Annotated in this window: 15 protein-coding genes; 6 read left to right on the top strand and 9 right to left on the bottom strand. The window is 36.2% G+C overall.

All coding sequences use genetic code 11. The features are described 5' to 3' along the window. The first annotated feature begins 700 nt into the window (after positions 1-700). Positions 701-1,348 carry a hypothetical protein gene (locus KEM10_RS10215; protein WP_212215884.1) on the top strand — a complete coding sequence of 216 codons (648 nt, stop codon included), beginning with the start codon at positions 701-703 and terminating at the stop codon, positions 1,346-1,348. Positions 1,349-1,525: 177 nt separating this feature from the next. Beyond that, on the top strand, positions 1,526-2,353 hold the full coding sequence (locus tag KEM10_RS10210) for a nitroreductase family protein (RefSeq protein ID WP_212215883.1): 828 nt from the start codon (positions 1,526-1,528) through the stop codon (positions 2,351-2,353). Between the two features lie 527 nt (positions 2,354-2,880). On the opposite strand, the gene KEM10_RS10205 is transcribed toward KEM10_RS10210, so the two are convergent. The 9 genes from KEM10_RS10205 to pepF all read right to left on the bottom strand — a co-directional run bounded on the left by KEM10_RS10205 (position 2,881) and on the right by pepF (position 12,219). Next, entirely contained in the window at positions 2,881-4,212 is a 1,332-nt protein-coding gene (locus KEM10_RS10205; RefSeq protein ID WP_212215882.1) for a hypothetical protein, read from the bottom strand. Between the two features lie 11 nt (positions 4,213-4,223). Further along, on the bottom strand, positions 4,224-4,802 hold the full coding sequence (locus KEM10_RS10200) for a hypothetical protein (RefSeq protein ID WP_212215881.1): 579 nt from the start codon (positions 4,800-4,802) through the stop codon (positions 4,224-4,226). Continuing rightward, positions 4,780-5,313, bottom strand: a complete 534-nt coding sequence (locus KEM10_RS10195; protein WP_212215880.1) for an RNA polymerase sigma factor — start codon at positions 5,311-5,313, stop codon at positions 4,780-4,782. Before KEM10_RS10195 ends, KEM10_RS10200 begins: the two co-directional genes overlap by 23 nt. 276 nt (positions 5,314-5,589) lie before the next feature. Continuing rightward, positions 5,590-6,372, bottom strand: coding sequence for an EFR1 family ferrodoxin (locus tag KEM10_RS10190; RefSeq protein ID WP_212215879.1), 783 nt, complete (start codon positions 6,370-6,372; stop codon positions 5,590-5,592). Between the two features lie 99 nt (positions 6,373-6,471). Further along, positions 6,472-7,050, bottom strand: coding sequence for a hypothetical protein (locus KEM10_RS10185; RefSeq protein ID WP_212215878.1), 579 nt, complete (start codon positions 7,048-7,050; stop codon positions 6,472-6,474). A 114-nt stretch (positions 7,051-7,164) separates the two neighbouring features. Continuing rightward, positions 7,165-8,166, bottom strand: coding sequence for an ATP-binding cassette domain-containing protein (locus KEM10_RS10180; RefSeq protein ID WP_212215877.1), 1,002 nt, complete (start codon positions 8,164-8,166; stop codon positions 7,165-7,167). A 2-nt stretch (positions 8,167-8,168) separates the two neighbouring features. Then, positions 8,169-8,858: a GTP-binding protein gene (locus KEM10_RS10175; protein WP_212215876.1), complete on the bottom strand. Its 690-nt coding sequence runs from the start codon at positions 8,856-8,858 to the stop codon at positions 8,169-8,171. A gap of 5 nt (positions 8,859-8,863) precedes the next feature. Beyond that, a complete protein-coding gene (locus KEM10_RS10170) occupies positions 8,864-10,060 on the bottom strand; it encodes an ABC transporter substrate-binding protein (RefSeq protein ID WP_212215875.1) in 1,197 nt (398 codons plus the stop codon). Positions 10,061-10,344: 284 nt separating this feature from the next. Then, positions 10,345-12,219: an oligoendopeptidase F gene (pepF, locus tag KEM10_RS10165; protein WP_212215874.1), complete on the bottom strand. Its 1,875-nt coding sequence runs from the start codon at positions 12,217-12,219 to the stop codon at positions 10,345-10,347. A 368-nt stretch (positions 12,220-12,587) separates the two neighbouring features. Here pepF and queC point away from each other — a divergent pair, with 368 nt between their 5' ends. From queC to KEM10_RS10145, 4 genes are all read left to right on the top strand, one after another. Further along, positions 12,588-13,253: a 7-cyano-7-deazaguanine synthase QueC gene (queC, locus tag KEM10_RS10160; protein WP_212215873.1), complete on the top strand. Its 666-nt coding sequence runs from the start codon at positions 12,588-12,590 to the stop codon at positions 13,251-13,253. Positions 13,254-13,298: 45 nt separating this feature from the next. Then, on the top strand, positions 13,299-14,156 hold the full coding sequence (locus KEM10_RS10155; protein ID WP_212215872.1) for a 7-carboxy-7-deazaguanine synthase QueE: 858 nt from the start codon (positions 13,299-13,301) through the stop codon (positions 14,154-14,156). An 85-nt stretch (positions 14,157-14,241) separates the two neighbouring features. Then, positions 14,242-14,598, top strand: a complete 357-nt coding sequence (locus KEM10_RS10150; RefSeq protein ID WP_212215871.1) for a four helix bundle protein — start codon at positions 14,242-14,244, stop codon at positions 14,596-14,598. 19 nt (positions 14,599-14,617) lie between these two features. Beyond that, positions 14,618-15,484: an NADPH-dependent 7-cyano-7-deazaguanine reductase QueF gene (locus KEM10_RS10145; RefSeq protein WP_212215870.1), complete on the top strand. Its 867-nt coding sequence runs from the start codon at positions 14,618-14,620 to the stop codon at positions 15,482-15,484. Positions 15,485-15,493: the final 9 nt, after the last annotated feature.

Below are 15,493 nucleotides of genomic sequence, written 5' to 3'. Positions count from 1 at the left end.
GCTTCACTCATAAAGCTACGGTTCATTGCCTAAAATCGCTGAACTCGCTACGCTCAAACAGCACCGATTTTTACGGCAACTTCACCTTGCTTTATAGCTCACCAGACAAGGCCGATCTAGGGCTAACTTTTACCTGAGAATTTTCACCCACTCAATTTCATATTGAACCCTTTTTTTTTTGGTTCGTACTATTACATTCTAACTCTTATACTCTCATTAGATATAGAACCATTTTATCGCATTATAGATATATTAAATCAAAACCCAATTTCACATATATGTTTATTATTTTATTATATTCAATTCATAATTAGCATTTTTTATTCACATTTTTATATTTCACCATGAAAATCCCCCTTTACTACAAACAGATTTATCAATCATTTATATTTTCTCATTTCGTCCCACCCGATTTTCATTTGTAACTACATTCTTTTTATTCGTTCCCATTTACTTTTCATTATGTACCATCTTTTTTTAATTAATCATCAATGCACAATCAAAAGTTAATAGTACGGAATAAAAAATCATCGTTCTAAACAAAATATTGATGGTTATTAACCTAAATATCATGGAACAGAGTAGGTAGCCAATAAAACATATCAAAAAATTTCACAGATAAATAGAAATCAGAAGAAACTCCATCAAAGAAATTCAGCATATATTAAAATAATTCGTCCCTAACTAAATCACTAGAATTATGAATAAGAAAATTAATGAGTTAATAACTAAAGCTAAAGTAGCCATAAAAAACGGCAAAGATCATCCTGTCGCCGCTGCTATGTTGCATGAATTTGGCTATACCTCTGATCGATTGGATGAGGGGAACGCCATTTTAAACGAAGCTGTTACTCAATACTCAAATCATATAAAAGAAGATGGTGAACGACAAGAAGCTACCAAAGAATTAACACAAGCTTTTGAGGAAGCTAATAAATTATATATTCCTCTTTTAAAAGTAGCCCGTATTACCTTTAAAAACGACACCAACCGTTTGATAAAGCTCGAATTACAAGGAAGGCGAAAAAGAAGTCAATCGGGATGGCTCACCCAAACAAAGTTATTTTATACTAACCTGCTAGCCGACGAAGAAGCAATGGCTAGAATGGCTGATTACGGACGAACTAAAGAAAAACTGGAAGAGGCTTATCTGATGGTTCAAAAGGCAGAAGAAAAACTGGCCATCAGAAAAAAAGAAATGGGTGCAGCACAGAATGCTAAAAAAGTACGCGACAAAGCAGTTGACCAACTTCAGGCATGGTATACCGATTATATTGAAATTGCCAAAGTTGCTATGGCTGAGCAACCTCAATACCTCGAGATGCTTGGCATTATAAGCCCATCGTAAGTTAAAACTAAATCTAATCTCGCAGTCATCAAAGGACGATGGGTACTGAGAGGTTTTACTTTTTTTCAGAGTAGGTATAAAGCAAATCTTCTTAATTTACTTGTAAAGACATCATATATTAAATCCTTCCCCTCAAAGATTTTCATTATTTTCGCGGCCTGAACAAACTAATTAAACATGCTTGATTTTAAAATTGACGAAGCCTTATGTACGCAATGTTCATTATGCGCTAAAGAATGTCCTTCTCTGATTATTGATGGAAAAAGCGGAATACCTGTTATTAAAGAGGGGAAAGAGAAAAACTGTATTAAATGTCAGCATTGTTTGGCGGTTTGCCCAACGGGTGCTCTTTCTATCTTTGGTAAGAATCCTGAAGACAGCATGGCAGTTACCAACGAAGTTCCTTCGGCCGACGAAATGGAACGATTGATTAAAACCCGTCGTTCGGTGCGTAAATTCAAAAAGGCAGAAGTGGAAGAAGCCACTATTCAAAAGTTAATAGAAAGTGCTGCGTATGCTCCAACAGGCCATAATAAAAACCAGGTTCTATTATCGGCCACCTACACCAGAGCCGAAATGGATAAAGTGCGTGAAGTCGTTTACAATGCCATTAAAAAGGCTAAGGAAGAGGGTAAATTGGACGGTGCTTTATCGTTGTACGGTGCTTTTCAGCATGTATGGGAAACCAAAGGCATTGATGTTATTTTCCGCGATGCTCCTCACCTGATTATTGCCACAGCATCAGCAGCCAATAGTAATGGTGTAGCCGACAGTGTTATTTCGTTAAGTTATTTTGAACTTTTAGCTAACTCTATGGGTATCGGAACTCTTTGGAACGGCTTTTTAAAAACGGTGATGGAACATGTAGCCACCGAATTGAAAGGCATATTTAATATTCCCGAAGATCATACTATTGGTTATATAATGGTTTATGGTTTACCAGCTGTTAAATTTGCCCGTTCGGTTCAGTCAGAAGGATTACATTTGAATCGCATTCAATTATAATATTTTTTACATCAAACTACACCTCGTTCTCTAACGAGGTGTCTTTGTATCGCCTAACTCGATATAGCATTGTCCTCTTCTACCAGTGATATCATTTAAAAGAAACTCAGACAGCCCTTCAGGCTTTTGATTTACATTACTTATAGCCATAGCACTAAAGTACTATGCTGTTACAAACGTCCCTGGCGGGACTAGTTAAAGAATAAACGATTACTCCTTCGTTTAGAAATCAAACTACACCTCGTTCTCTAGCGGGGTGTTTTTGTATCACCTAACTCGATATAGCATTGTCCTCTTCTCCCAGTGATATCATTTAAAAGAAACTCAGACAGCCCTTCGGGTTTTGATTTACATTACTTATAGCCATAGCACTAAAGTACTATGCTGTTACAAACGTCCCTAGCGGGACTAGTAATAAACATCCCACTGAAAATCATAAAGTATAATAGCTCTAATCCGACAAAAAAAATACCCTCCGTATTACACGAAGGGCATTAGGGTTAAGGTCCGTATTTATTAATATCTGATTATAGACTAAAAAAGAGTCCAATTCCTACAAAGCCTTTTTTGTCATCTATTGAATAATTGAATTCGGGTTGAATGCCCCAATGTTGCGACGATCGATATTTTAGAAAGACTCTGAATGTCTGGTCGCCATATAAATTGCCATTGTTATGCACCATGTATCCTAAACCGGCTCCAACCCATGTAGGTGTTATGTAATCCGCTGCCAGATTAACATCCCACAATGCATCTGCAAATCCACTTACCTTCACCGGGGCACCTGCTAATAACGGATCACCATAGCTCTTTAACATGTATCGAACACTAATTCTGTTGGAAGCCTGTAAGCCTTTATTTATAGTAAGACCATATTGCAAGCCGGCATCTGCTGTCCAATGGCTTTTTTGCAAAGAAGTACCTACCACCGGAGTTAATTCAAAAGTATAGGTTTTGTTACGTTTCCTCCTTCTCTCAAAGGGAGAATAATTATAAACGATATCACCATCTTTTACTTTATAATTCAAATAAGTAAAGTATTTATAATATTCGTTTTGCATGTAATTGGCCGTTTCGTTACGTAAAAAACCATGCAGTTGATCAAGATTAAAAGCACTCAAATCCGATAAATCATTTACATACAGCTTAACCGTGGCATATCCACTTTTTAATTCTATAATATGCTGCCATTGTAACTGTCCAACCAATTCACCATTCTCAATTTTATACTGACGCTGCTGTTCATCGTCTTTACGTTCCTCTACTGAAAGAATGGTTTCTTGTGTATATCTAGATTCTATTAATTGATTAACATACTTTCTCATACTATCTTTCTGTTCTTCGGGCGATAATGTTGGATCAGGCTTATAATCATTAATTTTATATTTTTCTTTTATCAGTCTATGGTTTTGATCTGTCTTTCTTTTATGCTTCATTACAGAAGATGTAACTACACTATCTCTAATGGTTGTTAAATGCGAAACCGAGTGTTCATTGCCAGATAATGCGCCATGAATATGATTTTCCAAATCATATTTTCGATTTTTCACTGTCCGAAGAGTAATATGATACTTTACACCTTCTTTTAAAGGTACCTTCTCAACTTTTTCTTCCATTAAATGAAACAATGAGATGGTTGGATCCCAAAAAACTCGATTAAAAAACTCCTCTCTTTCGGTAAATAACTGAAACCACTGATAGGTGATTTCCATTGATTGACCTTGTCCATAATCGATTCGTAAGGTATCTTTTATATTATTACCTCTATAACCTTTATAATTTCTAATTTTGCGACTCGATTGACTAAATACGCTTCCACTAATAACAACCAGAAGCATTATAAATACAACTCTTTTCATAAGTTGGGGGATTAATCGTTTAACATTTTAGTAATTTTTCCGGTCAGGCTTTTATTGCGCACTTGAGGCTGACTGGCAGATGCTAATTCATCACTTTCGTAATATACCGGTAGATTAAGTTGTTCGATATTTGATTCTTCTTTTTCGGCCATTAAGGTCTCTTCATAGACAGGTTTATCTACATAAACCGGCATCATCGAAACTACTTTAACCTTATAAGAAGGCATTATTGCAGGTGCTGATTCTATTTTTTGATATATCAACGTTTTCTTCTCCACCACTTGTTTTGTGGTATCGATGTTGGCTAATATATTGTTTTGTTTTTCATTCAGAAGCACTATATCTCGGGATTGATTTGCAATCAGTCCTTGTTGATTCCTTATTATTTGTCTTTGCTGAAGATGAAAATATCCCGACAACAATAGAACAATTGCTATAGCAGCAACCCATCCGTAGGAAATAGAAGGTCGTTTCACTTCTTTTTGAACGTTATTCCATACCCGCTCCTGATCAAACGGAATTATATCCACTTGCTTTGGATCATTTCCTAACTGCTCTTTGAATATATTATCTAATGACTTCGGTTTCATAATTCAACTGTTTAATTTGTTTTTGCAAATAAGCACGTGCACGCGTTAATTGCGATCGCGAAGAAGCTTCGGAAATATCCAGCATGACAGCTATTTCCTTGTGTGAGTATCCTTCAATAACGTATAGGTTAAATACAGCCCGGTAACCATCGGGTAAATTGCGCACCAGCGATAAGCACTCCTTATAACTCAAATCAGTATCGGGTAACGAATCGGTAAAAGGTTCATTAAATGTAGTGTCATCATTTAGCTGAATGCGTTTCTGCTCTCGCAACAACAAAAGGGATTCATTAATAACAATGCGGTTCAACCAGCCTTTTGTGGCTTGTTCATTCTCTTCTTTGAATGCATCTAACTTTTCAAATACCTTGATAAAAGCTCGCTGAACTACTTCCTCTGCATCAAAACTATTTGCCACATATCGCAACGACAAAACATATAAGTTTTTTGCATAGATTCGATAAAGTGCTTCGAATCGTTTTTGTTTATTTCTTTTGAAGATATAGGGCATTAGGTTATTCTATACTTGGTTTTGCTAATAGAATACACAAGTATACAAAAACGCTGCATTCGGTTTGAAAAAAATTTGATTATTCTATGTAAGTCAATTCGCCAATTGGAAGAATTAATACAGACAGCCCTTCGGGCTTTGGATTTACATTGCTTATAGCCATAGCACTAAAGTACTATGCTGTTACAAATGTCCCTGGCGGGACTAGTAAAAATCAAATATTAAGGATCGGATCTTTATTACCATTTTTGTTATAAAGATCCGATCCCTATCTTATTAGGGAATCTGCCTCTGCAAAGCTATATCGTTAAGTGAAACAGAAGGATGATGCTTTCGAGGTTTGCCAATCGATAATTTTTTATACTCTATAACCGATCGTGAGCAAAAGTGCAGACAAGCCAAACATTGATGACAATTATCCAGCCATTCAACTTGTTTGCCGTTTAATCTGATATTCTGAAAAGGACAAACCTGCATGCAATATCCGCAACGTATACACCCCTCTCCAACTGACAAAAAGCTTTCTTTATGTTCCTGCTTTTTTGACACTAGAAGTTTGAGATCGCCAAAAACAGCTGCTTCTTTATCGAACTCGTTTTTCAGCTGAAGAATACTTTCACTTATCTTTAATACTTTATCCTGTGCTTCCTGATAAAGTTTTTGAGGTTCTTTTATTTTTGAAAGTTTCACATATGGAAAATGGGCAGCCACCATAGGAATAAAATAACCAGCATTAAATTTTACCCCTGCCTTATTCAGATATTTCTCAATCTGCGATAGTGCATTCCCAATTTTGGGATTTAAACCGGTTACAACAGCAAAAATATATTCTGCATTTACAAATTGTGCTTCTTTTAAGAACTCGCGCACAATGCGCGGAACAGTCATAAAATGAAGAGGAAAAATAATGCCCACTCTTTGGGCATTTACTTTTATAGGTTTCTGTTTTAAGCACCCCACAATTGGTAATAGCTCACTTCCTTCTAGTTGATTATTAATGGAACGCGCCACACTTAAACTATTACCGGTCCCCGAGAAATAATACAAAGCTGTATTCATGAAACAATCAAGTTTGAGGGCAAATATATCTGTTTAAATACTGATTTTTACATTTCTATAAAATTACAGACTACAACCTAGTCGTTAAAACAGTGCCATTTATTGCCACTCTGAGATAATTGCCACTCTTTTTACTATTAGATGACGCGACGCTTCGCCATCAACCAATGTATATTCAATCTGTCGTAACTGACCTGTTGTATGATGATTACTATTGTAAATAGGAAATTCTCTCTGCAGTGTATTATTAACTATTTTGTATGAATCACACCCTTCATATCCATCATCCAGATTTCCATGAAGATCTAAAGAAGGAAAATAAACCTGACTCATTGACTTTCCATTATTTACAGAATAGGCAAGAACATCACCACAATTATTTTCTGAAGAAAGGAAAATGAGTAGTTCAGGATATCCATCCGAATTCAAGTCTGCAACTTCTGCGCTAATAACTTTTCCATCGATAGAGAAAGTAGCATTTTCATTAACGGCAGATAAACCGTTAGATTTAATTTGAATCATTCTTTGATCATCTTCTATGTATGCTTGAACCTCAAAACTGATGCCTTCCATATCTTCTGTTTTAATAAAGAATTCTTCAGACTTATTCTGCGCTATACTTGTGCTTAAAAATGAGGCCAACAAAATGAAAGAAAAAAGTAAAATGGTGCTTTTCATTCCTGATACTATTTGATTATTTTTTTTGAAAACAATCCAAAGCAAATTTAATGCCAAGCAATAGTAAGAGATTACACAACTAAATAGCTATTCTATCCTTTGTCCAGTTATCTTCTAGTAAATATCCCCCACCTTCTTTAACTCATTCCCATATCGGAAGTAATCTTTTGTGAGTTGTAATTTATTATCAAGTTGCTCCAATTCAGAATAGAAATCGCGTTCTATAGAATTGGTTTCAATTACTTTGTGCATTCCTCCGTTTTTAATCACAACCCTTTTATCAGCCAAAAGAATCAAAAGAGGATCGTGGGTAGCCATCAATACAATTTTATCTTTCTTTACCAGCAAATCAAGCGACTTCTTTTTGTTTACTCCAGCATTTTCAATTTCGTCAATTAAAACAATGGGAGCCTGACCAACACAAGCCACATTGGCAATCATCAAGGCTCTGGATTGGCCACCACTTAAAAAAGTAACCGGTGTATCAGGCTGAAATGGTTCTCCCGAAAGATCATTTGCTAGTTTGATTACCTCTGTAATCACTTCTTCCACATTCAGCATAAAGTGACTTTGAGCATGCATCCTAAGGAATTCTTCTACACTCATATCCAGCACAAAATTCATATTTTGAGTAATCTGAGCTATTAGCTTACCTCCCATTTGAGCTATCTTGCTGTCATCTGCTTTTTCTCCGTTTATCAATACCGTTCTACCAGTTGGTGTATCAGCATTTGCCAACCACTCAATATCTGCCAATAATCGACTTTTACCTGATCCTGTAGGTCCTACGATACAAGTTATTTCACCGGGAATTAAATTCAGGTTGCACGATTCTGAATTTCCGCTTTTATCCTTGCCTGCTAACACCTCCAAACTATCAATTGATTGTACCGTTTGAGTATCTTCCAAACCATTAATAAACTCTTGGAATAACTCAAACAATTGATCTGCATCAGTAGCCTGATCTTCGAAATAAGATGCAGGTAATTCATTAACAATCTCAGTAAAATTCTTACTATCATCTTCTGGTTTCAGGTTAAAGGATGATAGGAAATCTGCTACCATCGGATATTCTTTCTGAAGTATCATTATTGATTTTGATAAACAATCACTCATTGCTACAACTTAATTTTTCGGTTTAACCCAATCTGAAAATCCTCTCCAACACGTGTCTCACCAAGGCAATACGAACACAATGCTGCCGGCATCGAGAAACGCAACTTAAGATTTTCGGTTGTTTCAAAAGCATTGGCATTTACCACCAGTTTTGCCAACCGATCAGCTCCCTGTCCGGTGATACCATTAATAAATAAAACCCTACACTTCGAATTTACCTGCTGTATTTTAAATCGAAAAACTTCCCTTTCGGCCTGCGATACCAAATCGCTTTTGGTAACCACAACCACATCGGCCATTTTAACCATAGGGCCGGTTTTAAGCGGAGTATTGATACCACTTAAATTATCCAAAACACAAACAGCTAGTACTTCTTTTAGGTGAGGTGCACATCGGTTACACAGTCCGGCACTTTCGGTTACCAAAACTTTAAAGTCTTTATCGCGAGCCCATACAAAACAAGATTCGATGTTAGAAACAAAATAATGATCGGGACATAAATTACCCGCCAAACCTGTTTGAGCAGTAATACCATTTTTTGCATAATGCTCCTCATCCAATGCACTTAGGCAATCAAATTTTATTACCCCACACTTCTCTTTTAACTGAGGTAAACTCTCAATCATTTTTATAATAACTGAGGTTTTTCCTGATGATGGAGGTCCGGATACTGTTATAAGTTTTGTTAGCATGGTGGTTATTTTTTATTCCATACTTGCATAAAATTCTCTCTAATATCCTCTTTTAGCTTCCCCACATCATGATTACGAAGGAAATCCCAACCTAACCATTTCACTTCATCGTGTAAGTGATTATTATTACAATCAGGATGTGTTGAAGGGAAAAAACGATCGCGCAATAACTCGCCTGTTTCTTTACTCATCAGAAAGTTTAACAAGGCATCTTTTTCTTCAGCTTTTCCTTTTTTTACCAGCAAAAATACAGGACTAGCAATTGCTCCGTCTGTTGGCCACACAACTTCTACCTCATCATTTTTCAATCTTTTTGAGAAGAACCAAGGCATGATATAGACAGCTGCTTCTCCTCCATCTTTTTTATTGGCGGCCTTGACCATCTCAGCCGGATGCATTCCTTTCCTAATATTTTTAGCCAGTTTACCGATAGCTTCCATTCCATGATCTTTATAAAAAGGAAGTAGAACCGCATTACAAAAGAAATCATCCTCGCCACGCATAATAATGCTATTTTCAAATTCAGGAGCAAGCAAATCCGACCATCTCTCAGGCATTTTCCTATCACCTAACTGTTTTTTATCCACAACCATTACCAACATATTGGCTGTAAACATGGTGTAATATCCTAAAGGGTCGGAATATTCTACTTTTTCCAGATAAGGATTTAAATGGTATGGCTGATAAGCTTCAAACGCACCTTTTTCGATAAACCTTTCGACAAAAGGCTTATGAAAGAAATTATTGATATCAGATGCCATAATAACATCGGGCAATTCATCAACATCTTCTATACTATCCAAAAGTGGATAATAGGATAGTTCATGGTTTACATTGCCTTCTATAAGCATTTTTAATTCGCTAAATAAAGTTGGATAACTGGCAAAATAAGACTCACAATATTCTTTAAAAGGATTACGAAGTCCGCATGGTAACATGGCTGAGAAATCCAGGCTACCCAAATCTGTTTCAACTAATACATTTTGATCAGTTTGATTTTCCAGTTGCTTATTTAGTGATTCTATAAAAAGAACCGGATTAATTTTGTGAGAAGATAATACAGTGTTTAGTTTGATAAATTTTCCAATCTTATTAAGATTCTCGCTCTTAAAATAATTACCCAGGCCTTGCTTTTCAAACTCACTAATCAATTGAGGGTATGCTTCTGCTATATACAATAGATTTTCATTTCCGCTAATCATAGGTAATGCTTTAATAGTATTCGATAATTTCAATATCAGGCTTTATCAACCGTTATCTACTCCACAGATAACGTGCCCCAGTTATTCAAGCTCACAAAACCAACCATCATATCACTGATATAATGCCATTTAAAACTACAATTAAATATACGAACATTCTCTCATCCTACATTTTTGTAGGCAACTACATACAATGTTTATACATTATTGTTTTTAAGGCATAAAAAAAGGCTTAGACCCGAGAGCCTAAACCTTTCTACCTTTTCCAGATTAGTTGTAATGCTTTATTGCTTATCCAAAATCATTTCTATTTGATCCATCAAATCATTCATGGCAGCAATAGCTTGTTCAAATGGCTCAGAAGTTGTCATATCAACTCCTGCATTTTTAAGTATTTCAATCGGGAAGTCCGATCCTCCGGCTGAAATAAATTCCATGTATTTTTCTTTCGCTCCTTTTTCTCCAGCTAATACTTTTGAAGCTAAAGCCTGAGAAGCAACAAACGAAGTACTATATTGATACACATAGAATCCCATATAAAAGTGAGGAATAGCTGCCCATTCAATACCAATGTTATCTTCTACTTTACATACATTTTTATCGTGGCCATAATATTTACGACAGATGTCACCATACAATTCAGTAAGTTGCTGACCTGTTAATGGCACACCTTGCTCGGCCATTTCATGAATCTTTAATTCAAACTCAGCAAACTGTGTCTGACGGAATAAAGTTCCTTTAAAACCATCCAACATGCTCATTAAAAGTGACAATTTTAAATCATCATCTTTTAATTTCTTTTGCATCATATCATTCAATAATACCTCATTGAAAGTAGAAGCTACCTCAGCTACAAAAGTGGCATAGTTAGCAGTTGCAAAAGGTTGTGTTTTGTTTGAATAGTAACTATGCATAGTATGACCTAACTCATGAGCCAATGTACTTACCTCATTATATGAATCGGTGTAATTCAATAATATGTACGGATGTACGTCATACGCAGCACCATTGGAGTAGGCTCCACTTCTTTTACCTGTGTTTGGATAAACATCAATCCAACGGTTATCAAAAGCTTGTTCCACAACATTTACATACTCTTTCCCAAGTGGCTTAAAAGCTTTTAAAATCAATTCCTGAGCTTCATCATAAGTATATTTCAACTCAACACCTTTTACCGTTGGAGCATAGATATCTGAATATCGTAAAGTATCAACACCTAACATGCGTTGTTTTAACTTCAGGTAACGATGAAACGTTGGAAGATTCTTATTAACATTTTCAACCAATGAATGATAAACCTCTACAGGAATATTATTGGGTTTAAGTGCCGCTTCTAATGAAGACTCATAATTACGTGCTTTGGCACTAAAAACATCCACCTTTACATTACCATTTAAAAGCTCACCATAAGTACCTTCAAACTTCAGGTAGTTATCCCAGTATACTTTCGTAGCATTTTGTCTGTCTGCTCTGTCGGCAGCAGCACGTATAACACTAAACTCAGTGCGGTTCAATTCAATCTCTTCACCGTTGCTTAGCGTCATGTTCTCCCATGGCATCTCAGCATTACTAAAAACATTATAAGCCGAACCAGCTGTTCCGGTAATCATTCCGGTTTTTGCCATCAATGCTTCTTCAAGGTCGGAAAGCGTATGCATTTTCATTCGTGAGATATCCTCCAGATCCATTCGGTGAATTCCCAACTTAGGTTCCTCTTTTAAAAACTTTTGGATAGTTTCATCAGGAATAGCCGCTAATTCAGGAGATACAAAAGAAGCTAACTGACCAAAACTGATAAAAACCTCACGGATTTTTTTGGTACGAGCCAGATTATCCATTTCTCGTAAATCCATATCTGACTTTAATGAAGCGTATATGTATAAACGATATCCTTCTTTCATCAACTTATCAGAAAAAGTAAGATAAGCTAATAGATCGGAAGCTGAGTTGCCAAGTTTATCTTTAAACTCCGAAACTTTTCGCATCTCCGTCTTAAAGTCTTCCAATTTCTGTTCCCATACATCATCTGATTCATATACAGGTGTTAAATCCCATTTATACTTATCATCAATCTCACTACGCTCCGTTTGAGCTTTCATTGGCAATACAGTACACAGCGTAAGCAAAGCCAATAAAAAAGGTTTAATAATACGTGTCATTTTTTAGTTGTGTATTTATGTTTAAGTCGCTAAAATACTGACATTATTCACCTAAAAGAATGATATATTTCATACAGTTTGGTATAGATATAGTCATTTTCAACCTGTAACGTTCTTAACAAACGACTCACCTAACCTCTTTACTTCACATTTTTTAGCACTCCTTACTGATTCACTAACAACCAATACACAAAACTTTTCCTATCTTTGCATCGATTTAATTTAAATCGGACAGTTCGTAACCATCCTGTCGGTAAAAAAAACTAGGACCTTGCATAGAATACTGTGCAATATCTCTTGTTGAGCACCTATGGTGCATTACCTTCATTTTCAACTTTCCGATTTGCATTTATACCAAAACTAAGATTATGGATAAAGCCATTGTATTATTATCGGGAGGTTTAGATTCTAGCGTTGCTCTACATCTTGCCCTTAAAGAAGCCAAAGAAGTGCATGCCATTTCGTTTGAATACGGACAGCGTCATAATCGCGAATTAGATTCTGCCAAACTGGTAGCTCGTAAAGCGGGTGTAGCAGACCACCGTGTGGTAACTTTAAAACTCGATCAATGGGGTGGCTCCTCGCTTACCGATAAAAAAATGAGTATTGAAAAAGGTGATGTTGAACGTACCGACATCCCAGTTACATATGTACCGGCGCGTAACATGGTATTTTTATCGGTAGCAGCATCATATGCTGAAGCAATTGGTGCGCAGGATATCTTTATTGGAGTAAGTCAGGTTGATTATTCGGGTTACGTGGATTGCCGTCAGGAATTTATCGATAGCATGGAAAAAACCATCAATCTGGGTACCGTGATGGGAGCTGAAAAAAATCAACCTATTAAAATACATGCTCCATTTATTAACATGACCAAGGCTGAAGAGATTAAGCTGGGTGTTGAATTAGGGGTTGATTTTGGCTTAACATGGAGTTGCTACAACGGAGGAGAAAAACCTTGTGATACCTGCGACAGTTGCTTATTACGAGCCAAAGCTTTTGCCGAAGCCGATGTGATTGATACATCATTATAAGTACCGCCCCAATTAACATTAAATAGTAGTAGAAGATTTTTATATATGAGTAAATTGGTTCTAGCCAACGAGGGTGTTTTTCCGGTGGTGAATGATAAGAATGGTCAACCGATAGCTGATAAACCACAAACAGGTTTACTAATGCCGGGAACTATTCAAGGAGAAGGAAAGTTAGCCGGTGTACCCTCACTTTTCATTCGCTTATCGAGTTGTAACTTACGCTGCATCTGGCAAATGGAAGATGGCAGTTATTGCCGTTGCGACACTACTTATGCCTCATTTCATCCGGATAAAACCATCGAAATGGAAGTGAATGAAGTTTTTCAATGGTTAAAATACAATTTGGGAACAGTAAAGCATGTTGTGGTAACGGGTGGTGAACCCTTGCTTCAAAAAAAGCCATTAACCGAACTTTGCAAAAAGATTAAAGAAGAACTGAACCTTCATATCACCATCGAAAGTAATGGTACTTTATATGACGAAGAACTGGCTCAATGGATTGATTTATTTAGTATTTCGCCAAAACTAAGTAATTCAGAACCCAATGCCGATAAGCTGGCTTCATACAATCTGAAAGAGTCTGGTCCGTTTAAATTCCACGCTGATCGTCGTCGTAATGTAAATGCTTTGCAAGCTTATATCGATATATGCAACCAATCGGATAAAGAATTACAACTGAAATTTGTGGTTGGTAAACACGAGGATTACAAGGAAATAAAGGCCGATTACTTACAACAGCTTTCCAACTATAATTCAAACGATATTTTATTAATGCCATTAGGTGCTACGCGCGAAGAAATAGCTCTATCAGCCCCGATGGTACTAGAAATGTCTATTGACAATGGCTGGCGTTACAGCCCACGGGTTCATATCGATTTATTTGGATCAAAACAAGGAGTATAATAGTTATTAATGATTAATTGTTAATTTCTAGTTTGATTCTTCTGATTATAATTGATAATTTGAGATATAATCAAACTTAATTATGATGAAGAATATAATTAAAGAAAAGAGCTTTGCTTTTGCTGTTGATATAGTTAATACTTGTAGAAACATTCAAACTGAGCAAAAAGAATTTATTATAACAAAACAAGTTATTAGATCAGGATCAGCCATTGGTGCTTTAGTAAGAGAAGCTGAACATGCTGAAAGCAAAAAAGACTTTATTCATAAATTCAGCATTGCTCAAAAAGAAACGAACGAAACACTATATTGGCTTGAGCTATTGGAAGCGACACAACATTTATCCAATAGTCTTTTTATTGAACTTCATTATAAGGCTACCGAACTATTAAAGCTAATCACCTCCATACTTAAAACTTCGAAAACTAAACTTAATAATTAACAAATAACCATTAACAATTATGCATGAGGCTAAATTTTTAGGCAAACAAGTTACCTACCCACAACAATATGCACCCGAAATGTTGGTGGCTGTTCCGCGCCAATTAAATCGCGAGCAATATGAATTGGTTGAAAACAATCTCCCTTTTGTGGGATTAGATGTGTGGCATGCCTATGAATTAAGTTTTCTCACTAAAAAAGGTCTTCCGGTTACAGGTCTCTTAAAGTTGGTTTATCCGTCGGATAATGAGTTTTTGGTTGAAAGCAAATCGTTGAAATTGTACCTGAATTCCTTTAACATGGAGCGTTATGGAAACACTCCACTCGAGGGGATTAAAATGGTAATGGATACCATAAAAAAAGACCTTGACAATTGCTTACAAACCAATGTTACGGTATCGTTTTTTAATAACTTGAATTCTCATTCACCTTTTGATTTCGCAGACTTTAACTTATTGGAAGATGATTCAGAAGCAGTTGATCTTAATTTCACTGCCTTTAATGAAGATCCTGAACTTCTGCAACCTTCTTCTGGTACAGAATTAAAAGCAGCAACGCATCTTTTACGCAGCAACTGCAAAATAACCAATCAGCCCGATTGGGGTTCAGCGTACATCTATATAAAAGGTGAATCAACTCCTGAGAAGATGAGCTTGCTTCAATACCTGGTTTCTATTCGCAACGAAAACCATTTTCATGAAGAAATATGCGAAATGATTTACACTCGTTTATGGAACCTGTTTAAGCCTGAAGAATTAATGGTGGCATGTATTTACACCCGCCGAGGTGGTATTGATATTTGTCCTGTACGAGCGAGCGACAACAGCCTGTTAAAACTTAATCTTACTGACTCTAATGTTTTATCTCTAAAATTACTTCGTCAATAATTTTTAAGC

The organism is Carboxylicivirga linearis, from assembly GCF_018271995.1.
Classification (GTDB): Bacteria; Bacteroidota; Bacteroidia; order Bacteroidales; family Marinilabiliaceae; genus Carboxylicivirga; species Carboxylicivirga linearis.
Note: the sequence above shows the minus strand (reverse complement) of the source record. Positions and strands in the feature narration are given on the sequence as shown.

Coding starts and splice junctions, on each gene's coding strand:
- KEM10_RS10215 (WP_212215884.1), top strand. CDS start 701: ATGAATAAGAAAATTAATGAGTTAATAACTAAAGCTAAAGTAGCCATA.
- KEM10_RS10210 (WP_212215883.1), top strand. CDS start 1,526: ATGCTTGATTTTAAAATTGACGAAGCCTTATGTACGCAATGTTCATTA.
- KEM10_RS10205 (WP_212215882.1), bottom strand. CDS start 4,212: ATGAAAAGAGTTGTATTTATAATGCTTCTGGTTGTTATTAGTGGAAGC.
- KEM10_RS10200 (WP_212215881.1), bottom strand. CDS start 4,802: ATGAAACCGAAGTCATTAGATAATATATTCAAAGAGCAGTTAGGAAAT.
- KEM10_RS10195 (WP_212215880.1), bottom strand. CDS start 5,313: ATGCCCTATATCTTCAAAAGAAATAAACAAAAACGATTCGAAGCACTT.
- KEM10_RS10190 (WP_212215879.1), bottom strand. CDS start 6,372: ATGAATACAGCTTTGTATTATTTCTCGGGGACCGGTAATAGTTTAAGT.
- KEM10_RS10185 (WP_212215878.1), bottom strand. CDS start 7,050: ATGAAAAGCACCATTTTACTTTTTTCTTTCATTTTGTTGGCCTCATTT.
- KEM10_RS10180 (WP_212215877.1), bottom strand. CDS start 8,166: ATGAGTGATTGTTTATCAAAATCAATAATGATACTTCAGAAAGAATAT.
- KEM10_RS10175 (WP_212215876.1), bottom strand. CDS start 8,858: ATGCTAACAAAACTTATAACAGTATCCGGACCTCCATCATCAGGAAAA.
- KEM10_RS10170 (WP_212215875.1), bottom strand. CDS start 10,060: ATGATTAGCGGAAATGAAAATCTATTGTATATAGCAGAAGCATACCCT.
- pepF (WP_212215874.1), bottom strand. CDS start 12,219: ATGACACGTATTATTAAACCTTTTTTATTGGCTTTGCTTACGCTGTGT.
- queC (WP_212215873.1), top strand. CDS start 12,588: ATGGATAAAGCCATTGTATTATTATCGGGAGGTTTAGATTCTAGCGTT.
- KEM10_RS10155 (WP_212215872.1), top strand. CDS start 13,299: ATGAGTAAATTGGTTCTAGCCAACGAGGGTGTTTTTCCGGTGGTGAAT.
- KEM10_RS10150 (WP_212215871.1), top strand. CDS start 14,242: ATGAAGAATATAATTAAAGAAAAGAGCTTTGCTTTTGCTGTTGATATA.
- KEM10_RS10145 (WP_212215870.1), top strand. CDS start 14,618: ATGCATGAGGCTAAATTTTTAGGCAAACAAGTTACCTACCCACAACAA.